The following is a 21,150-nucleotide window of genomic DNA, read 5'->3' on the forward strand; positions in this document are numbered from 1 at the left end:
TCAGTTCCTTAAGGCAAGGCTGGGAATGTAGTAACCCACTGTTTATTAACGGGCTCGCCGCTAACCTTCAGGTATTCAATCGCCTGCACTCGCCCTTGCAGCTCAAACCAACGGTCTTGATGTAGCACTTGCTGTAACGGCCGTTGATAAAAATCGTCGCGCTCAGCTGGCATAAAAGGCGCGAGTGGAATGTTCTGCGCATTTAAAAAACGATAATGGCGCATCACCTCGCCCACGGTTTGCGTGGTATCGAGTTCAGGTAATTGAGTGGTATCAATCAGCCAACCTTGCTTAGGTTGATACGCAAGGGATTGCCATTCGGGTGTACCGCTACAGCTCAAGGCACTGCTGACTTTAATATCGTAAAAATTACGACGGATCCCATCGGCACTGGTGAGTTGATATAGAACAGTCCTATCAAGATGTTCCGCCATACTGTTTTCGGATTTGATCTGCGTCCATTGCAAGCTGTGGCCGTCAACTTGGGGCGCATCCACAACAGTTAACGAACACACGGCGGCTTGCTCGGCGCTTAACTGTAGGCTTATGCCATACTTAGCCACCATTTGGGGTTCGAGTAAGGCGGGATCCGCAGCTAATGTCTCTTGCGGCGCTTCATTGTAGCGCGCATACATATCATCACGGTAAAGCGTGCGCTGATCCACTGGGGGATAAGCGACGTTCTTCATATAATCCATCATCGGAATAAAACGAACATTTTTAGTCAGCTCGCTACTCTCATCCGGTGTATTCACATAGATGGTTAGCGCCTGTGGCTCGGCCGGAAAACTAAAGAAGGTAGTGGGTTCAAATTGCATCGATGCAGCTAACCCCAACATATTCCGTTCGGCTGCGGTTAACCAAGCAGGCCCTTCTACCGACGGTGATTGGTACTTCATCATGGCACCTTCGGCACCGTCAAATCGACCCGCTAACCAAGATTTATGGGTTGGATCGCGTGATGTCAGCACATACGAAAAAGGCTTATCGGGGATGGGGGCAAATTCCAGCTGTAAATCTTTATACTGCAAAGACACCGTTTTGTTTGGATCGGGTGTTAATGCCAGTTTAACCAGCTTGGCGCCCTGATAGTGGGCCTTAGCACGAAACTCAGTCACTTGGGAAAACAGCTCGGAGGGTTCATTCCAACCGACGAGCAAATGTTGCTCTACGGATTTATAAAAACCATCCTTTTCAGCGAAATTAAAGCGATAAATCTTATCGAGTTGTAGCGGTAAAACGCTGCCATCGGCACTGTGCGCCGTAATATCGGTTAGACGAAACTCTCCCGATGCTTTTAAACCTGAAAAATCATGCTGATAGGTAAGACTGAGTTGGTCATCAATAAGGTCAAAGTAACCCGCATCGTAGGCAAATACCGCCTCTTGGGTTAAGGGTTTATTGGCCTCTTCTAATGATAGTTCAGGCTGTTTTTCATACTCACCCGGTGGGAAATCGTAATCAAAAGCCACTTGCTGCGACAGATCGCCCAGCTCACGCTCCTTAGGCACCATAATCACATTGCTGCGCATCGTCCCCTTAAAGCCATAACGCTCAAAGGGCACCTCAGCCACTAGCCCCATCTGCACAAGCCATCCTCGGTCGCGCTCAAGCATCAGTTGGCCGTATATTTTGGCTTGCTCACCTTCGCTTTCCACTTGAGCTAGAACATGGGTGTCAGTGACCTTTAACACGGTAAGCTTTGAATTAGCATGGCCTTGATAGGCCGGAAGCATCACCACAGCCCCCACTTCAGCGGGTATCGAATTAATAAAAACCGATGAGCTAAAGAGCTTTTTAAGTTCCTGCTCGAGCTCAAGGCCGCGCTCTGCGAGCATGGCTTGCCAGGCGGGTTTATTTAATGCGCTAAATTCTTTAACGCTGCCATCGTCTAAATTTAAGGTAAATTCAAAGCCCTGAGAGAAAATGGCATGCATTTCGGGATTTCGCTCAGCCCGTTCGCCGCTGCTCACGCCACTCCCTTGGCCATCTTGCATTTTCATATAATCGACGTGCACTTCGAAGCGGCTATTTTTACCCGTCTCGAGCACCTTATAACGCAGTAATTGATGGGATGTGGTGTTCACCGTTTCGGTACGGCCACCCGCTTCGACCGAGATGCGGGCAGTGCTATAGACTTGATACGCGCGCTCATCGCCTTTTTGTGGCTTAAACTCCACATCGGCATCGCCAAATGAGCAGGCAGATAATAGAAAACATGTAACTACGCTAACCAAATACTTCATGGTTATTCCCTGTAACTGAATATTAAAACGCCGCATTATGCCCGTTAATCGAACATAAATACATTTTTGAGGCGATTTTTATCGGGGTATCTATTTGAGCGAAGCATATTATTGATGGAAAATGAGCGCGATTTCGAATTCAATTTGCTCTGTTCTGCAGTAGGAATTCGACGGTAAAAATAGCTCTTCGAAGTATCCACAAATAGGATTACAACGGCTTAAAATGAATAACATTCGATGACGACTGTAGCGAAGAACTTATCTCAAAAAGTAACACCGATGTTAACAAAATAATAATCATATATATTCATTAATAGTACTAAGAATACCCATTACAAGCTCAAATCGTAGCTATCCATCTAAAAATTAAAATATTTAAAATCATAGTGATACCATTAACCACAAGTGTTCACCTTGTAAGCATGCCATTAGATTCTTTCCTTATTCAAACGCGTTAACTCAAGGGTATCGATAAGATTCAGGCCCTCATAATTAGTTACTGGTTTTATTTGCGCCAATAATAGAGCAAGGTCTACATCGCATATTACTGCTGGCAGTGAAATTGCCAGTATGGCGACCTAGAGACTTCATTCTGTCAAAAGTAGTAATTTGGTCAGCATTAACCATGTCAGTGTGAGTGAATGAAAAACTCGATATTAATATTGTTCTGCTTAATAGAATCCAGCACCTAAGAGTCGCAAACAAAAAAGCACAACCCAATTAGGTTGTGCTTTTTAGATTAAATACTGAAGCGATAATGAGCCAATATCAGCTCTGCTTTTCGATCTTATTGATGCTGCCTTTGTAGCCTGTGGCGTCGACGGCGGTAATCAACTTATCGAGGTTAAAATCATCGGCGACTGTGACCACGGCCTGCTCGGTTTTCAAGTTTGCCTTGGCTTTGATCACCCCATCGGTTTTGCGCAGCGCCTGATTAACGACGGTGACGCACAACGGGCAGGTCATGCCTTTCACATCGAGTGTTACCTGCACGTTATCCGCCCAAGTGAATGGCGTAAACCCCAGTGATGCGATGAGCATTAGAGTAGTACGTAATAGTGGCTTCATTCGAACACCTCAAGTAGCCAAGGTAAAACAAAGGGATACAGTTGGAACGCCAGCACAATAGGCACGGTCAGCCAATAGGCGAATAGCATTTGTCCTCGGCTAAATGTACCAGTGCAAAGCGGCTTTTTCGCAAAGTACAAGCGCCAAAAACCCAGCAAAATGAGCCCGGTTGATAGAAGCAACATGGGCACTTGTAACCAAGCTAAGCTCGATAACCCCGACAGCCCAGCCGCAGACACGCCAAACACTAAATAAATTAAGGGCGCAATGCAGCAAAGGCTAGAGGCAACCGCCGCAACAACGGCGGCGGCCATGGTGGCAAGCAGCGGTTTAGCGCTGCTCGCTTGACTTGTACTCATAGGCGAAAACTTTTGGCTCATAGTAATTCACAGGATCGCCGTCCACTTCGGCATAGGGATAACCAAAATTGTTCAGTGGAGTCTGCTCCGCCACGGGGAATAAGTCAAAGTCGCGGCCATAGTTAAAGCCAACCCAATTCATTTCCCAGTTACCAAATAGGTAATCATTGACCGCTTGTACCGCAGGGTCGCTATGCTCCTTTTTCTCGGTGAGGCGCATTTTAGTGACATCCGCAGGATCGGCAGGTAACCAACCATAACCCGCAAGATAGAACATGGCACGGCAGTGTTGACCACCAGTCACATCGGCAAAGCCCTTATCATCGGCGCTGCCAAAGGCTTTTTTGGAATAATGGCCCATCTTGATGGCTTGGCCTAAACGAATACCAAACATTTCACGGGCTGGCACACCGACAGCGCGCATCAGCGCCACAAATACTGAGTTGATATCGGTACACTTACCGCCGAGTTTGCCACTTTCAAGAATGGCGGCTACATCGCCACTGCCACAACCTATGACATCGTTATCACGATACATGTTGGCGCTCACCCAGTTGTAAATTAACTGTGCTTGCTTGAGCGGCTCGGTTTCTTTACCCACAATCTTATCCGCCGTTTGCTTCACAATGCCGTCTACTGGCATATGCTTGGTTGGCTTAAGATAAATGGCGACGTCGGCAGGATACTCAGGCTTAGCTGGCGCACGGTAATGGCTTAACTCGCCACTTTTAACGGGTTCCCAATCTTGGGTTTCTATCACTAATTCTAGCGTTAGGGTCATCTTATCCTTGGCATCGGGCCAAGTGGCAAACAGGGTTTTAGCGCCATAGTGGTTATTGGCACTGATATAGGCATCTTGATAAGTCCCGCTAAAGTTAAGTTTTTCAACCTGCTGGAAAGCCGTGTTTTCAGGGAGTGGCACCCATAACTTCACCACGCCCGCAGAGCCTTCTGGCGCGACGAGCTGATAGGTATTGGTTAAGGTAAATCGGCGACGACCACAGCTTTTATCGGTCATCGCATGGGTTTGCGTCGACGCCGCTAACACTGGCATCACGGTTCCCGCCGCCGACAGAATGGCTGCACCCTTCAAAAAATCACGTCTTTGCATTAGGCATTCCTTAGTTTGATAAGCATTAGAAAAAAAGAGACCACTAAAGTAGTTGCCAAGGATTATAGAAAGTTATCGATCCGGCACAATCACCAAATTTCATCCAGCGCGAACAGCATGACAAAAACCACTACTAGCGCACAATCAGCCTAGTAAATAGCGGGGAAATTAAGACAATTTGTCTCAATAGAAGCCAAAAAAACAGGTACAGCACGACTGCTATACCTGTTTGTAAAGGAGGTAAAGCATTAACTAAAGGCAAGCAGAGGCGAAATACATAGCAATAAGCCAGTAACAATAATGATATACAGCGACACCCCTTTATATTTATGCAGCGCAGGCACTTGATAGACCAAATAGGCCGGGATCAAACAACCCACTAAACCGAAGATAGGACTGCATATAGAGGTAAAACTCAGCACAGGGGCATTTAATACAATCGCACCCCAGGACAGCAAAATGGTAAAGATCATGATGCCGTAACCCACTAACGACTTATTGATCCGCTCCTCGGGCATCACTCGGCGCAGCGTATTCATGGTCAATCCCTGACACGCCTCCCTAAACCCTAAATACACACCAAAATACGCCGTCATCACCGCAAAGATATTTAAGGTCAGACTAAGCAGCTTTAAGGTTTGCCCTGGCATCCCCTGGGCCACCATGGCTAAGGCGGAGATATTTTCATGGGAAGCGCGTACCGCCTGCTCATGTCCCATGGCGAGGGTAAAAGACACAGCGTAGAAAAACACCACCACAAACAGCACCCCAAAGGCAATGTTCATCGCGCGCATCGCCTTAAAGCGGGCAACGGCAAGGGATTTCTCCCGCGAGCGGTAGGAGATCACCATAGGGCTTAAACTTTGGATAAATAGAATCGATGTCAGCGTAAAGGGCAACATCACAATCGCATTCTTTAGCCAATCGCCCGTGCTGGGCACGCTACCAACGTTATTGATATCCCACTTATCGACCATCATCAGCCCGAGTACCGCCACCACCCCAAGCTTAGTGAGCACCATAAAAGTGGAGATCTTAAACAGTAGGTTTTCACCACGGGAGGCCAATGCGACTAAACCGCAGATCAGCGCTAGGCCATAGAAGGGATTTTCAGACAATAATGACGTAGTTGCGCCAAAGCTTTGTAAAAAGGAGGCGCTATCGTTAGTGATGGCCGTGGAATACACAAACACCCAAATCACCAACATAATGAAGTACAAGCCGCCGAGTAAAATGCCCCAGTTTTTGCCCAGATACCCCGAAATCACACTCGGGTAATCCTTACATTCGGGCGACTCGGCCAAGGTATTGATAAACAAACGCTGAAACAAATACATGGCGGGATAACCAATCACACTTGAGAGCAAGAACACCCACAAGCCCATCAAGCCCACCTGCACCGGCAAAAATACGATCCCGGCGCCAATCGCCATGCCAATACTCATAATGATCCAGCCCCAATCCGTACTGTCGAAGCGGGTATCCTCTTTCCATTGTGCCGTCGTTAGCCTTGCATCCATATCTCATCCTAACCGAGTTGATGTTATTTTTTTGCAAATATATTTGAACAAAACAAACTCAGCAAACAAAATACTCAACTTTTGTTGAACAAAGTGCCGTCGCTCACAATTCGGTCCAAAACCCGCTGAACGACGCATAAACTCGTCTTTACGGCATGAATCATTAAAAAATAATTGCAACCAAACCAAAATATGCAAATAATATTGCACATAGAAATTCGACAGCATTCAATTTTATTTGCAGATTGGAGAGATAATGAAAAGCATCATTCATGCAGAACGTGCCCCAGCCGCCATTGGCCCTTATTCCCACGGCACGAGTTATGGCAACCTGATTTTTACCTCTGGACAACTGCCTGTATGTAAAGAGAAAGGTGGCGTTATCGAGGGTGGGATCAGCGAACAGTCTGTGCAATGCCTTGAGAATCTGAAATATGTGATTGAAGCCGGTGGTGGCAGCCTAGAAACCGTGCTTAAGACCACCTGTTACTTGAGTGAGATCAGTGACTTTGCCGCCTTTAATGAAGTCTATAAAACCTATTTCAAAGCCGACTGCCCTGCCCGCAGCTGTTTTGCGGTAAAAGATCTTCCACTGGGTGTCAAAGTGGAAGTCGAAGCCATCGCCCACGTTCACGCATAAATTGGTAAGGTTGTAGCCCGATGAAACCTCTATGGCAGCAATACATTCAGATCATTAACCAAGTGGTTAAACCCGCCTTAGGCTGTACCGAGCCGATCGCCGCGGCCTATGCCGCGGCCGTGGCCCGTACCTTATTACCGGTAGAACCCGAGTCCATTGCGGTGCAAGTTTCTGATAACTTGTATAAAAACTCGATGGGCGTTTATGTGCCCGGCACAGGAAAAATCGGTCTCGCTATCGCCGCAGCCGCAGGCGCGCTTGCAGGCAATGCCGATGCGGGATTAGAAGTTTTAGCCAACGTGACACCTGAACAAGTGGCACTGGCGCAGGCCCTTATCGATGCGGGTAAAGTGAAGGTTGAGCGTACCGAGACCGACGAATTTATCTATTGCTGCGTCAGCTTAACCGCCGGCGAACAAGAGGCCATGGTGAAAATCTGTGGCGGCCATACCTTGATTGCCGAGAAGCGCTTAAATGGTGAGTTAGTCTTTACCGCCGATAGCGCCCAAGCCAAGGCTACAGGCTCAATCTGCGACGGCGTCGATATCAATATTGAATCGATTTATCGCTTCGCCCAAGAAGTGCCCTTCGAAGAAATCCAATTTATTCTTAAAGCCTCGGAATTAAACAGTAAATTATCCGATGAAGGTATGTCCAAACCCTATGGCTTGGAAGTCGGCCGCACCATGAAAAACGGCATTGCTGCGGGGATCATCGGCGAAGACTTACTCAATAAGATTGTAATGCTCACCGCGGCGGCTTCAGATGCACGTATGGGCGGTGCCAATCTGCCCGCCATGAGCAATTTAGGCAGTGGTAACCAAGGGATTGCGGCGACGATTCCAGTGGTGATCACCGCTCAGTGTTATAAAGTCAGCGAAGAGAAATTGGCTCGTGCGCTGATCATGAGCCACCTCGGGGCGATTTATATCAAGTCCCACTATCCACCGTTATCGGCATTCTGTGGCAATACGGTCACCAGCGCCGCCGCCTCTATGGCCATGGTGTATTTAGCGGGCGGTAGTTTCGAGCAATCCTGCTTTGCGATTCAAAACGTCATCAGCGACAGCTCGGGCATGGTCTGTGATGGTGCCAAAGCCTCCTGCGCCATGAAGGTCAGTACTTCATCGAGTGCGGCGGTACGCTCCTTCTTAATGGCGCTCAACAGCCAAAACGTTTCGGGCCAAGGTATCATTGCCAAAGATGTTGAGAAAACCATTAAAAACATAGGCAAGATGGTACTCAATGGCATGTCATCTACGGATGTCACTATTATTAACATCATGTCTGAATAAGACGGTTTTCCTGGTAAGCTGATGAAAAGGTAAGAATATTGTGAAATTGCAAGACTTAACCCAAAGCGATCTGGATATACTCAAGTCCATCGAAAATATCGTCGATGGGATTGCCGCCATGTATGGCCAACATACAGAGGTCGTGCTGCACAGCTTAGATGCTAAGCACCCTTCTGTGGTCAAAATTGCCAATGGTCATGTCACTGGCCGTGAGGTCGGTGCGCCCATCACTAACCTGGCCTTGCTTAAGCTCAAAACGGGTCAGGATATTTCCAACTCTTATCTTACCAAGTGTGCCAACGGTAAGACCTTACGTTCGATAACCACTGTTATCCGTAATCCTAAAAACCTGCCGATTGGGTTACTGTGCATCAATACCGATATGGATGCGCCGCTGCAATCTGTGCTGCGCACTATGATGCCGGAGCAGCTCCTTGGCAGCGAATTGACCAGTTCGCCCGAGGTGTTTGCGCGCAATATTGATGAGGCGCTACACAGCACTATCGATAGTGTTAACCACGAGGTGCGTGCCAATCCCGCGATTTCCCCTTCACAAAAGAGTCGCGAAATTGTCAATCAACTCCATGAGTTAGGGATTTTCGAACTCAAGGATAGCGCCCAAGTGGCCGCCACTCGATTGGGGATTTCAGTGCATTCCATTTACCGCTATTTGCGTGAAATTAAAGCCAATCAGGCCGAAAGCGATAAAAGCCTCGCTTAAAGATAAAGAGCTAAGATGAACATCTTAGCCCTTTGTTTTTATTAGCTTGCTAGCTTCAAATGGGATTGCTCATTGGCTTAGAGCACATTGCTCGTTCTACCTGTGACATCCCAAGCCTGTACCGTACCATCGTCCATGAGGGCGATCACATCCAGCAAATTACTGCGAATATCCCGCATGTGGCTCAAATCAACGGCTTGCTTATCTAGCGTCACTGCCGGATCTTCCCGCATCCATACTGCAATCGAGCCATCTTGGCGTTTAACCGTAAAGCCTAACCCCGTTGGGAAAATATCCGTGGCTTGAGTAATGTCTGTTTTGGGGCCAAAGCGACCATCAACTACAGTGCCATCTTGCTTTAAAAAGGCAAACTCACGTTCATAGGTCACCACTTTGCTCACCTGAGTGACCTCTTGATAACGCAGCTGGTTTTCTGCCAATTCCCATCCTTCCCAAGCGATAGCCGTATTATCCCTACGTAACGCGACAAATCCTTCATCAAAGGGATAAACCTTAAGCACGCTTTGTAATTTATCTTTAGGGACCGTCGTATCAGCACCATGATATTTACTGCCCCATACGATAAGTTGACGGCTGATGGTTAAGGCGGCAAACGCGTCATTATTGGCAAAAATATCAATCACTTTATTGGCACGATTTGGGCGAGATAAGTGGGCAGGGAATGGCACATCATACTCAGTTAACTCCCCTTCCCCCCACGCATAAACACTACCGTCAGCCAGCAGCGCTGCAAAGCCATTTTTGGAAGCAACAACTTGCACGGCAGGCGCAAGCTGGTTAAGCTTTGCCACTTGCTCACGACCTTTTTGCTCCGCTCTGACCTTACCCCACGACACCAATCTGCCCGTCGCAGTCATAGCGGTAAAAGCATTATCGTTAGCATAGAGGAGTTTCACATTGTTAAGCGCTGAGGCGACTTCGTGACTGTCGCCACCGTAATCCGCCTGCCCCCATGTTACTACTGTTCCATCCCGTTTTAAGGCGGCAAAAGCGCCATGGTTAACAGAGACAGACACGACGCCCGTCATCGCAGGCGCGGCGTATTGACCAGAGCCTAGCTCGGCAGTTGATGCATCTTCAAAAGACCAACTGACGACACTTCCATCTTGCTTAATGGCAGCATAGAGCCCCTTAGCCACAACAAATTCGCGCACATCATGCAGTACAGGTCTCACTCCTCGAGTCCAAGGCATAGTTTCATCCCCCATTCCCCAAGGGATCAGTTTGTGGTCATGGGTTAATGCGGCAAAGCCGCAGGTATCCTCTGCCGCATACAGTTGTTTTACATTAAGTAGAGGCTCGGCGGCGTTATTGCTATCGCCCCCACACTCGCCATCCCCCCATGTGACGACAGTACCGTCTCGTTTGAGCGCCGCAAATGCATTGAGATTGCTGTAGATTTGACTCACATCGACTAATTCTGCAGGCATAGGAATTTTGGGCGAAGTCTCGGCAATCTCACGGTTGTTTGGCTCATGAATCAAGACATTATTCGCTGAAGCGGGTGTTCTGTGAGCCTGAATAGTGTCAGAAATTTGCTGCTTTAACTCTGGGGATATTTCAGAATCTTGTTTATCTATGATTAAGTTAACCACATGACCTAAGGCAAAAATGGCTAGCGCCACGCCAACCCAGGGAACCTGTTTTTTTTCCACAACTATATCCTTATCGTAACTGCAAACTCTCACTGAGTTTAAACGGATGCACAACATCGACTGCGTGCACTCTGAGGCGCGATTGTAACTTAACGGACCAGCAAAATAACATTGCCCAAAAGTCGAGGACATTCCATCGGCCTTAAAACATAAAAGCAGCGAATATCGCTGCTTTTATTCACATCATCCACAGGATTGGCTTAGTCCCGTTTACCGACCTTCTCTAAGCCCCAAACTAAGGCGATGGCCGCCAACATACACACCACAGCTAACATCAGCTGTGAAGGTTGGCCCGTCACTTGTTCAAAATTCAGCGGCGAAATATTTTGCTCCAATAACGGCACTTGTTCACCATGTGAGTTAGTACGCCAAGTTAAGGTTTGTTTCCAAGGCCAAATTTTACCTAAGGTGCCGAGCATCAAGCCCGTAAGAAACACTACGGTCGCATCATGGTATTTACGCAGCAAGGCCGAGAGTAAATGGCTAAAGCTTAAAATCCCCAGCAAAGCGCCTAGGGCAAAACAGGCCAAGATATCGATTTGGATATTTTTTGCCGCCGCGAGTACCACTGGATATAAGCCGAGCAATAATAAGATAAAACTGCCCGAAATCCCCGGTAATACCATGGCACAAATGGCAATCGCACCGCCGAAGAAAATATTTAAATAACTGGCCTCGACCGATACAGGGTTTAGCACTGTGATCACCCAAGCTGCCAGAACCCCTAAGGCGAATAATCCCAAACGCGCCAGCGTAAAACCACTCACCTGCTTAAGCATGTGCACCACAGAGATGATGATAAGGCCAAAGAAGAATGACCAAATCGGAATGGGATGGGCCACCAGCAACCAAGAAATCAGTTTAGCGAAGGTAAAAATACTGGTCAGGATCCCCGCTAACAAACTCAGTAAAAATCCGCCATTGATATGTTCAAAGGCGCCTTTAATCCCCTGCGACTTAATCACGCCCCAAAGCGAAGGATTAATACGTTTAACGCTTTCGAGCAGGGTATCGAGAATCCCGGTAATGAAGGCGATAGTGCCACCCGAAACCCCAGGCACCACATCGGCGGCCCCCATGGCCATTCCCTTAAAATAGGTCAGCAAATATTTCACTGTGAGTCCTTGTAGTTAAATCATTATGAAGTGTCATTGATGACAAATTTGTCGTGATTATACGGTGTTAGCGTAAAAACCGCGAAATGAAGTTTACTTAATTCGGCCGACTGGCATTTAATGTTATCCCAATGTTACACTCATCCGACCAGAAAGAAACAGACACGCCGCTAAGCATTAAAAATATCAGCGGCCCAAGACTAACACCTTAAGTTTGCACTCCGATGAAGGATAACCATGAGCCCTAACGCACAAACCCCAAACGCTAAGCCCAATAAGGTTCTCGCGCTTTACCATAAAACCCAAGGCTGGCCCTTTGGCCAAAAAATCTTCTCCATCATGGTATCACGCATGGCGCCTTATTTTGGCACCATCAAACCACTGATCACTGAATTGCGCCTTAACCACTGTGCTTGCCTGATTAAAAAACGTCATGCCGTTCATAACCATATAAAAACCGTGCATGTTATCGCCATCTGTAACGGCTTAGAAATGGCGATGGGCGTGATGGCCGAAGCATCGATTCCGGCCCACCTGCGTTGGATCCCTAAGGGCATGAGCCTAGATTACACCGCCAAGGCGGGCAGTGATATTTTATGTGTTGCCGAAGTCACGCCAGAGCAGTGGACGCCCGGCGATATGTTGGTGCCCGTTACCGCCTACGACAACCAAGGCGTGGTGGTCGTGAAAGGACATATCAAGTTATGGATTTCAGAAAAGCCGCAGAAGTAAGCCAAGGCACATCAACCCAAGCTTAATCATCAATCGAAATCACCACTTAGGTTGTCTTGCTCAACGCTTGCAGGCTGCTATGCTAAGCCAAACAACCTAAGACAGGGGATCGAAATGGATGAATTTTTACAGGCCGCGATTGATGAGGCCAAACAAGGATTAGCCGAAGGCGGTATCCCCATTGGCTCGGTATTAGTGATCGACGGGAAAATTGTCGCCCGCGGCCATAACAAACGCGTGCAACAAGGTAGCGCCGTGCTGCATGCCGAAATGGATTGCCTCGAAAATGCAGGCAGATTGACCGCCGCCGATTACCAAAAGGCCACGCTCTATTCGACCCTCTCCCCCTGCGATATGTGTAGCGGCGCGATACTACTCTATGGCATCCCTAAAGTGGTGGTCGGTGAAAATGTCACCTTTCAAGGACCGGAAGCCTATGTGCAGTCCCGCGGTGTAGAGGTAACAGTGGTGGACAATCACGAGTGCAAACAGTTGATGCACGATTTTATCGCCGCCAAGCCACAGCTGTGGAACGAAGATATTGGTGAATAGCCAATAGCTTTCAAAGCGATCCACGCGCCTAACGCTTTAATTAGTTGAGTGTTCATTGGTTTGAGCGCCTGTTAAGCTAGCGCCTTGTATTATCAACTCAATCTCGCCGAGCAGACTCGGTTCATTTTCCCAATAGCAAAAGGATGCCTGCTATCAAACCTATCACTCAAGCTGCCAAGGATCCTTGGGGAAATACCATTGATGCGACTCACACGCTCCATCAGCCTATCCCAATTGGACGTAATGCCAACCTCGATGCCATACGTGGGTTAGCGGTATTGGGGATATTTTTTATGAATATCTATTTTATGGGGATAAGCTTTTATGGCTATGCGCCCCATCAAATCCCATTACTCTCAGACCAAGTGCTCGAAGCCTTTAGCAATTTCTTTATTGAAGGGCGATTTATCAGCCTGTTTTCCATCTTATTTGGCGTTGGGCTTTATATTCAGTACCAACGGTTTAGTGATAAAGGTTTAGCGGCCTATTCGCTGCTGCGCTCACGCTTGAAATGGTTGATTGTCTTTGGCCTGATCCACGGCATCATTATCTGGCCCGGTGATATTTTACTGACCTATGGGATCTGCGGCTTTTTAGCACTCTGCTACCGAGATGCCAGCATCGCCGAGTTAAAACGTAAGGCCAATATTTTTATTTTCAGTTCGTTAGTAGTTATCTGTTTAATCAGCATCATGGGCAGTGACGAACTCTTTACCCGCGAATCGCCCTTATTCACCGAACAATACAGCGCTTGGACATCGGGTTATGCCAATCAACTGTTCCTGCATGTCATGCAGGTCGGTTACATGGCGCTGGTCATTCCGTTCACCTTAATGTGGTTCACGGGCGGACTGATGCTGCTAGGTATGGCGCTCTATCGCCAAGGTAGTTTCGAGCAGGGATTTGAGCGTAACACCTTAATCAAGCTGGTTTTAGCCAGCTTTGTACTCTCTACCCTAGATACCCTGCTGGGATTAACTCAAAACCCAACATTGGTGATGTTTTCGGACATCATAGTCATGCTAAGCGCTATCCCTACTGCACTGATTTACATCCATATATTGGTAAAAATCTGCCAAAATCGCTCGACAGTGTTAAGGCCTTTGCAAAATGTCGGCAAACTCGCCTTTAGCCTGTATATATTGCAATCCATTGTCGGTGTGTTTATCTTTCGCCACTTTGCTCCCGAGTTACTATTAACCCTCGACAGGGGCGGTTATATGGCGATAGCGCTGGGTTACTCGCTGCTGCAATTGCTACTGGCAAGCTTGTATTTACGCTACTTTCACCAAGGGCCACTCGAAAAACTCTGGCGCCAGCTCGCCTTTAAGTCCATCAACGCTAGTAGCCATTTGAACTCGAATAATGAACAACAAAAGAGCCAATAAAACGCCATCCGCTCCAGTACATGAACGAAGAGCGACTCAACAAAGAGTGAATCAACGCAGAGTGACTAAATCTAGAGCCACAGAACCAAGAGTCACGAAATCAAAAGTGGCAAAACCCAGAGCCGCGCGCTCGCATCAGAGTTCGATGCCTTTATTATTAGCGCTTGTTTTTCTGGCCATGCTAATCGGCGCCGCTTGGTGGCATATGCTGCCGCTTGCGATTGTGGGTTTATACCTGCTGCTGAGTTTATGTACCTTTATCGCCTACGCCTTCGACAAATCGGCAGCACGAAAAGGTCGCTGGCGCACCAAGGAAAGCACCCTACATCTGATGTCTCTCCTCGGGGGTTGGCCCGGCGCACTGTTTGCCCAGCAGTTACTGCGGCATAAATCGGTCAAAGCCGCCTTTCGTCAATTGTTTTGGCTCACGGTCGTGACCAACTTAGCCCTGCTGGGTTATGGGATCCAAACGGGTATCATGGATAGATTGATTTAACCGTCACGCTAATGTGTTTCTATTTCAATCAATTGCTCGACAACTTTTAACGCCTGCATGGCAGCACCTGTGTCGCCGCGTAGCTGCGCCGATACTATGGCGCCTTCCTTCAATAGGCATAGGGTATCGACAAGATAAGCCGCTTTTGCCTCGGACAAGCCCAAGGCCGCCACTTGCTGACCAATTAAATCTGCCACCCGCTGTTTATGCTCGGCACATAAACGATGCACTGGATGGCTAGCATCGGTAAATTCGGCACTCACATTGATAAAAAAACAGCCCCGAAACTCACACAGCTGCGGCACTCTTTGGTTAAACCAGTCATCGAGCGCCATAAATAACGCGCGGATCCCCGCCTTACCCACCTCGGCCGTCTGCACTCGCTCGCTTAACCAGTGATAAAACACTTGGTCGCGGTATAGCACCACGGCTTCGACCAACTCATCCTTACTCGCAAAATGATGGTACAAGGTTTTTTTGGCAATCGCTGACTCCTGCAAAATCTGGTTAATACCCACCCCATGTACGCTCTGAAAATAAAACAGTTTAAATGCCGTGGTGATGAGCTGTTGACGTTTATCTAAGGGCATATCTGACAACACTTCGGGTTGTGGCATATCGCCTTCCTCTGCAATTAGGATTTAAACGTATCTTCTCACAGGTAGACAACTCAGTCTACTCGTGCAATGATATTAAGTAGACAGATTGGTCTACCCATTAGAGATTCAACACAATTAAGTGCAACGCGGCCAATGGGATGGCGTCAACGGGCAACTCAACACTGCCCTCCCCAAGCCGCAGTTATTGATATTCACCATATAAACCACAGCCCTTGCGCGATAGCCAAGTTGGGCTCAAAGGACACACAATGAAAGTGATAAACCCACAACAATTGAAACCCGCACTGCTCGCCGGCATAGGCGCCATGTTATGTATCAGTGCCTTAGCAAGCTTGGAGCAAATGAGTTCGCAGCTGTTGTGGCTGATGGCCCCCTTTGGTGCCACTATGGTGATTTTATTTGCCCTTCCCGATAGCCCATTGGCACAGCCAAGAAATATTGTCTGCGGCCACCTACTGACCAGTCTGATGGGACTTATCATCCTCCACAGTGTAGGCGTCTCGCCGCTAAGCTTAGGATTAGCCGTAGGGGCGGGAATTGCATTGATGATGCTCACCCACACAGTGCATCCTCCTGCTGGAGCAAACCCACTGGTTATTATGCTGACCGCGCAAGGGTGGGACTTTTTATATTCGCCGGTCGCCAGCGGTCTAGTGCTGATCCTATCCTTTGGCTGGCTGTATCATAATCTGCTGTGTCGACGCCCCTATCCGCAGAAATGGTTTTAAGCTGGGTCAAAACACTAAAACCTTAACTTGATAACGCATTTAGGCGTGAGGTGGCTAAAAAAGAGAATAAAGAAGAGGATAAAAATGAAGGGCAAGTGAGATTGCCCTTTATCAAAACCTATAAGCTTTCGCTTAAAACCAGCTGAGGGCGATACTGATAATTACCCCAGTGATCAGCAACTGCATTAAACAGAACCCCATGATATCCCTCGCCTTTAATCCGGCTATCGCTAACACTGGCAGCGCCCAGAAAGGCTGGATAAGGTTAGTCCACGCATCACCCCAAGCCACAGCCATAGCAACCCGTGCCACATCGGCGCCCAAGGCTTCGGCCGCAGGCAACATAATCGGTGCCTGCACGGCCCATTGTCCGCCCCCCGAAGGTACGAAAATATTCACAATCCCGGCACTGATAAAGCTCCAAAATGGCAGGCTTTCAGCACTGGCGATGGCCACAAAACCTTCGGAAATACTCTGGGCTAATCCCGATTGCACCATCACCGCCATAATGCCAGCGTAAAAAGGAAACTGGATAACGATACCCGCGCCTCCTTTGATGGCTTCATTGAGACTCAGCAATAGACTGCGTGGCGTTTGATGCAGCACTATGGCGAGGAATAAAAATAAGAAGTTGACTAGATTAAGATTTAAGCTGCCACCCTGCACCGCAAAGTAATAGCCTAAGTAAACGAGTCCCGCGCCGCCGACACTCCAACCGAGCAAGCGACTGTTTTCTAATTTATCCGCGGGGCGAATCGTATTGGCCATCAACTGTGCCGCGTTATCGTCTGCGCCCCCATCCTCAAGCGCCTTAGGGTCGACATAGATACTGTCTTTCTCTTCAGGCAGCATAAAGCGGTTTACCAGAGGCATCACCACAAACAAAATCAGCACTAACAACAGGTTAAAGCTCGCGAAGATGGTCTCGCTGGTGGGGATAATGCCGATTTGTGATTCTGAGAAATGCCCCGCCGTGGCAATGGTTAGCGGAATTGAGCCAGCTAAGCCGCCGTGCCAAACCACAAATCCCGAGTAAGCACTGGCAACCAATAAACGGTAATCCACACGCACTTTACGCGCTAAAGCCTTCGCGAATAAGGCGCCGACCACTAAACCAAATCCCCAGTTAATCCAACTGGCGGCGAGGGAAACCAAGGTCACTAAGATAATCGCCTGAGGCGCCGACTTAGCGAATCCAGCGATGCCATCGAGTAATTTCTTAATCGGTGGCGAGCTGGCGAGCATAAATCCCGCCACCAGCACTAATAGCATCTGCATCGAAAAACTCAGCAGTGCCCAAAAGCCATCGCCCCAGTAATTGATGACTTCGAGTGGGGTTTTCTGCTCGGCTACCACGGCCGAAATCAGCACCACTAAGGTTAAGAGCAAGACAAAGATATAAGGGTCGGGTAAATAACGGTCGACGAGTTTGACCAGAGGTTTTGCCGCTTTGGTTAACATAAGACTGTCCTTGTTTATTCTTCTTATCTGTTTTTATTGAGTTTTTGTAGAGTCTAATGTCACAGGTTAAGCGATCTCTAAAACGGGATAAAGCCTTTAGCCATTTTAAAAAAGTGAGAAAATGTAACGCGAATCGTCCACTACCGCGCCGAACCGAGGCGCTAGCCACTTCGGCTAAAAAACTGATAACATGGCCAAAATTGACTGAGGTGCTCCTTAATATGAAAATGTTACTTGCCGTTGTTGTGATTGCTGGGGTGATTTTTTACTTCTTTACCTCGATGAATAACCAAAAAGCGGCCCAAGAAAATATCCGTTTAGGTAATGAGTTTTTAGCGCAAAACAAAACCCAAGAAGGGGTGAAAACCACCGCCTCGGGATTGCAATATCAAGTGTTACAGCAAGGCACTGGCACGATTCATCCTAAGGCGAGTGATACAGTGACTGTGCATTACCACGGCACCTTAATTGATGGCACAGTGTTCGATAGCTCGGTCGAGCGCGGAGAACCCATAGCCTTCCCACTCAATCGCGTGATTAAAGGCTGGACTGAAGGCGTACAACTGATGGTCGAAGGCGATAAGTACCGCTTCTTTATTCCAAGCGAACTGGCCTATGGCAACCGCAGCACTGGCAAAATTGGCGGCGGTTCGGTACTGATTTTTGATGTTGAGCTGCTGAAGATTAATTAATCTGACGCTGTAACCCTTAATAAAAAGCCCTGCATTGCAGGGCTTTTTTAATGTCTTTAATCCCTATCGACTAAGGGCAAGACGCCGCGCCGATATCCGTCCATACCGCAGCGACACCGGGGACATCTCCCTTAGTCCAGTATTTGGCTTGCCACTGACGACCGTTATAGCTAGTGGTTGCTCCGCCGTTATAGGCGACGCCCGCATCCCAACCTAACTCGACCTGACTCAACAATTGCCATTGGTCGGCGGTTCTTGAAGGTGTGTTACCTTGAGTCCAGTATTTCGCCTTCCAAACCAGTTGGTTATAACTCACGGTATCACCTGTGTTGTAAATGCTTGTCGCATTCCAGGCGGGATAGTTGGCCGCATTGGGGTCAGTAGCATCACATTGACCACCCGTCGCCTTAGGCGTCACGGTTACGGTCAAGGCAGCACTGGCATCTAAGGCACCATCGGAGACCAATACACTCAAACTGTATTGGGTCGATTGGGTAACCGTCGGCGCCGTCACCACCAGTGTGGCACTGTTTTGTCCACTCGCCACCACACCGCTGGGCACTGTCCATGCGTAGGCGAGGCTGTCGCCATCGGCGTCGGTTGCCGTCGCATTAATGCTCACCGATTGCCCCGCTTCAACCGTCACGTTCGCTGGCACAGTCACCACAGGCGCTTGGTTTGCCGTCTCGGCCTTATGGGTTAAAGTCACAGTATCGGTTGAAGATAATCCTTCGGGATCTGTGACTTGCAGGCTAAACACATACACCACATCCGAGGCCGCCTCACTCAGTTGCACCACAGCATTGGCCATGTCCGCATTACTGATACTTAAGCTTGGGCCCGAGACTTGGCTCCATTGATAACTCAAGGCGCCGTTTTCAGGATCCCGCGACGCACTGCCGTTTAGTGTGACATCCGCAGTTCCCGTTACCGTGATATCAGCTCCCGCATTGGCAATCGGCGCTTTATTCGCAGGTGGCGTGGTGCCCTCACCATGACCTAAACCTTCGTGCATAGCATTGAGTATGTCGCCATTATCGGCATCAATTTCCCAGGCGAACAGACCACCGAGCTGATTGGTCAGCACGTATTGGCCCTTGGCTTTAACAGAGCGCGCATCGTCGAAGGTAATTAAATCGCCCGTTGATGCATTAAAGACCGATGGCGCTTCGGCGGTTTCATCATAGGCATAGCTCCAACCTGCACCCATATAATCCTTGGCGATCTGGCGATAATCCACCACGCCCGCTTCCCAAGTGCCCTTCACTTTGCCCGTGGCGGTGCCCGTGAAAGGATTGTTACCGCTATAACCATTCACCCCAGTCCAGCCGCGGCCGTACATAGCGGCGCCGACCACAATCTTACCCGGCGTCACCCCTTGAGAGAGCAACGCTTTTACGCCTTTGTCCGTGGTGTAACGGGTATTAGGATCCCAGCTCGCCTCATAGAGATTGGTTTGATGTCCAAGCTCAGTATTGGTCCAGCCACCATTAAAGTCGTAACTCATCAGGAAGATGTAATCCATATATTGCTGCGCCGCCTGATAATCGACCTTAGCAATCTTATCGCCGCCCGCACTGATGGCCGAGGTCAACTCATAGCTGCGTCCGGTTTCGGCGCTGAGCTCATCGAGCATCGCCCGCAGTTCACGCATCAGGGTGACATAGGTTTGTCCGTCGTTGGCATTCCCTAAACTTGGGTTAGCGCCACTGCCTCCGGGGAATTCCCAGTCGATATCGACACCATCGAAGAACTTCCAAGTTTGTAAAAACTCCTTCACTGAGGCGACAAAGGTGTCGCGCTTGGTTTTATCCCCCAAAAAGTAGAAGGGATCCGAGAGCGTCCAGCCACCAACGGAGGGGAGGATCTTCAGATCGGGATAGGCTTGTTTTAACGCCATCAATTGACCAAAGTTGCCTTTGTAGGGATCGGAATACTCACTCACCCCCGCCTGCGGCATTTGCACCGCCGCCCAAGGGTCGTGAATCGCCACTTTAAAATCGGCACGGCCAGCACAGGCGCGCTGCAATGCCTCAAAGCTACCTTCGATTTCCTTTAAGCTGTCGTTGATACCATTGCCACCACAAATCGGGGTAAAGCCATATAAAATATGGGTTAAGTTTTGTGCAGGGATCTTATCGACGGGGAATTTACGTCCATAAACACCCCACTCCACAAAGTAACTTCCCACCACTTTGCCGGATTTATTCGCATAGGGACGATTGTTTTCCTTCAAAGGCGCATTGAGTGGCAGTAAATGGCTGCCATCCGTATCGGCGACTAAAATTTCCCTCGCATCACTGGCACTGCAACCTTCGTTATTACAAAGCTGCACGCGCATTTGATAGCGCCCGCCCTTATTGACCTTGAAATTGGCCGTCCCCGCCGCACTCGATGGGCCTTCCCATGCCACATTTCCATCGAGTAACACCTGCGCCTTATTACCGATGTCGCCGTTATATAAGTTCCAAGTCACGGACACATCGGCAGCATCTTTAACCGTCACTAATTGGTTATAGGCTGAGGCAGCTTGATTTACCTCGATAATGGCAAACTTGGTTTCCCCCCAACCTAACGTCGGTTTACCGGGGAGCGCTGCAAAGGCTTGAAAACTGGCAGCGGAGGCCAGCACCGAGGCCACCAGCATCGCCGAGGTGGAGATTTGAGTCTTAAACATGAGATTTCCCTATTGAGTAAGTTATGCATCAATAAGGCAAACAAAGCGTAGAC

The 21,150-nt window shown here is 48.6% G+C and carries 19 protein-coding genes; 9 read left to right on the forward strand and 10 right to left on the reverse strand.

Translation table 11 applies throughout. From position 1 onward, the window contains the following. Positions 1-8 precede the first annotated feature (8 nt). From K0H59_RS14985 to K0H59_RS15005, 5 genes are all read right to left on the reverse strand, one after another. Positions 9-2,246, reverse strand: coding sequence for a hypothetical protein (locus K0H59_RS14985; RefSeq protein WP_220053583.1), 2,238 nt, complete (start codon positions 2,244-2,246; stop codon positions 9-11). Positions 2,247-3,014: 768 nt separating this feature from the next. Continuing rightward, positions 3,015-3,314, reverse strand: coding sequence for a heavy-metal-associated domain-containing protein (locus K0H59_RS14990; protein WP_220053584.1), 300 nt, complete (start codon positions 3,312-3,314; stop codon positions 3,015-3,017). Beyond that, positions 3,311-3,628, reverse strand: coding sequence for a hypothetical protein (locus tag K0H59_RS14995; protein WP_220055616.1), 318 nt, complete (start codon positions 3,626-3,628; stop codon positions 3,311-3,313). The genes K0H59_RS14990 and K0H59_RS14995 overlap by 4 nt, the downstream gene beginning before the upstream one ends. Positions 3,629-3,644: 16 nt before the next feature. Beyond that, on the reverse strand, positions 3,645-4,784 hold the full coding sequence (locus tag K0H59_RS15000; RefSeq protein WP_220053585.1) for a transglutaminase domain-containing protein: 1,140 nt from the start codon (positions 4,782-4,784) through the stop codon (positions 3,645-3,647). A gap of 248 nt (positions 4,785-5,032) precedes the next feature. Next, complete coding sequence (locus tag K0H59_RS15005) at positions 5,033-6,304, reverse strand: amino acid permease (protein WP_220053586.1); 1,272 nt, start codon at positions 6,302-6,304, stop codon at positions 5,033-5,035. Between the two features lie 256 nt (positions 6,305-6,560). Between K0H59_RS15005 and K0H59_RS15010 the strand changes: the two genes are divergently transcribed. The 3 genes from K0H59_RS15010 to K0H59_RS15020 are packed head-to-tail and all read left to right on the forward strand — an operon-like array spanning position 6,561 to position 8,960. Next, positions 6,561-6,944 (forward strand): Rid family detoxifying hydrolase, encoded by a 384-nt coding sequence (locus tag K0H59_RS15010; protein ID WP_220053587.1) that lies wholly within the window; start codon positions 6,561-6,563, stop codon positions 6,942-6,944. Between the two features lie 20 nt (positions 6,945-6,964). Continuing rightward, complete coding sequence (locus tag K0H59_RS15015; protein ID WP_220053588.1) at positions 6,965-8,239, forward strand: serine dehydratase subunit alpha family protein; 1,275 nt, start codon at positions 6,965-6,967, stop codon at positions 8,237-8,239. A 40-nt stretch (positions 8,240-8,279) separates the two neighbouring features. Further along, positions 8,280-8,960 carry a transcriptional regulator gene (locus tag K0H59_RS15020; RefSeq protein WP_088210539.1) on the forward strand — a complete coding sequence of 227 codons (681 nt, stop codon included), beginning with the start codon at positions 8,280-8,282 and terminating at the stop codon, positions 8,958-8,960. A 77-nt stretch (positions 8,961-9,037) separates the two neighbouring features. On the opposite strand, the gene K0H59_RS15025 is transcribed toward K0H59_RS15020, so the two are convergent. Further along, positions 9,038-10,636, reverse strand: a complete 1,599-nt coding sequence (locus K0H59_RS15025; protein ID WP_220053589.1) for a hypothetical protein — start codon at positions 10,634-10,636, stop codon at positions 9,038-9,040. Between the two features lie 200 nt (positions 10,637-10,836). After that, the gene (locus K0H59_RS15030; RefSeq protein ID WP_220053590.1) at positions 10,837-11,751 is read right to left on the reverse strand and encodes a DUF368 domain-containing protein; all 915 of its coding nucleotides are present in this window, start codon (positions 11,749-11,751) and stop codon (positions 10,837-10,839) included. Positions 11,752-11,988: 237 nt separating this feature from the next. Between K0H59_RS15030 and K0H59_RS15035 the strand changes: the two genes are divergently transcribed. The 4 genes from K0H59_RS15035 to K0H59_RS15050 all read left to right on the forward strand — a co-directional run bounded on the left by K0H59_RS15035 (position 11,989) and on the right by K0H59_RS15050 (position 14,919). Beyond that, the gene (locus K0H59_RS15035) at positions 11,989-12,483 is read left to right on the forward strand and encodes a hotdog fold domain-containing protein (protein WP_220053591.1); all 495 of its coding nucleotides are present in this window, start codon (positions 11,989-11,991) and stop codon (positions 12,481-12,483) included. Positions 12,484-12,597: 114 nt separating this feature from the next. After that, positions 12,598-13,035, forward strand: a complete 438-nt coding sequence (locus K0H59_RS15040) for a nucleoside deaminase (protein WP_220053592.1) — start codon at positions 12,598-12,600, stop codon at positions 13,033-13,035. A gap of 143 nt (positions 13,036-13,178) precedes the next feature. Then, positions 13,179-14,423: a DUF418 domain-containing protein gene (locus K0H59_RS15045; RefSeq protein WP_220053593.1), complete on the forward strand. Its 1,245-nt coding sequence runs from the start codon at positions 13,179-13,181 to the stop codon at positions 14,421-14,423. Further along, the gene (locus K0H59_RS15050; protein WP_220053594.1) at positions 14,401-14,919 is read left to right on the forward strand and encodes a DUF1294 domain-containing protein; all 519 of its coding nucleotides are present in this window, start codon (positions 14,401-14,403) and stop codon (positions 14,917-14,919) included. The genes K0H59_RS15045 and K0H59_RS15050 overlap by 23 nt, the downstream gene beginning before the upstream one ends. 8 nt (positions 14,920-14,927) lie before the next feature. Here the strand turns inward: K0H59_RS15050 and K0H59_RS15055 are convergent, their stop codons facing one another. Continuing rightward, entirely contained in the window at positions 14,928-15,536 is a 609-nt protein-coding gene (locus K0H59_RS15055) for a TetR/AcrR family transcriptional regulator (protein WP_220053595.1), read from the reverse strand. A gap of 251 nt (positions 15,537-15,787) precedes the next feature. Between K0H59_RS15055 and K0H59_RS15060 the strand changes: the two genes are divergently transcribed. Then, on the forward strand, positions 15,788-16,267 hold the full coding sequence (locus K0H59_RS15060; protein ID WP_220053596.1) for an HPP family protein: 480 nt from the start codon (positions 15,788-15,790) through the stop codon (positions 16,265-16,267). A 132-nt stretch (positions 16,268-16,399) separates the two neighbouring features. Here K0H59_RS15060 and K0H59_RS15065 read toward each other — a convergent pair whose 3' ends face one another. Beyond that, positions 16,400-17,728, reverse strand: a complete 1,329-nt coding sequence (locus K0H59_RS15065; RefSeq protein ID WP_220053597.1) for a short-chain fatty acid transporter — start codon at positions 17,726-17,728, stop codon at positions 16,400-16,402. Positions 17,729-17,949: 221 nt separating this feature from the next. On the opposite strand from K0H59_RS15065, the gene K0H59_RS15070 reads away from it, so the two are divergent. Then, complete coding sequence (locus K0H59_RS15070) at positions 17,950-18,420, forward strand: FKBP-type peptidyl-prolyl cis-trans isomerase (RefSeq protein ID WP_220053598.1); 471 nt, start codon at positions 17,950-17,952, stop codon at positions 18,418-18,420. A 70-nt stretch (positions 18,421-18,490) separates the two neighbouring features. Here K0H59_RS15070 and K0H59_RS15075 read toward each other — a convergent pair whose 3' ends face one another. Next, positions 18,491-21,097 carry a glycosyl hydrolase family 18 protein gene (locus tag K0H59_RS15075; protein WP_220053599.1) on the reverse strand — a complete coding sequence of 869 codons (2,607 nt, stop codon included), beginning with the start codon at positions 21,095-21,097 and terminating at the stop codon, positions 18,491-18,493. Positions 21,098-21,150: the final 53 nt, after the last annotated feature.

This window comes from Shewanella sp. FJAT-51649, from assembly GCF_019457435.1.
Taxonomy (GTDB): Bacteria; Pseudomonadota; Gammaproteobacteria; order Enterobacterales; family Shewanellaceae; genus Shewanella; species Shewanella mangrovisoli.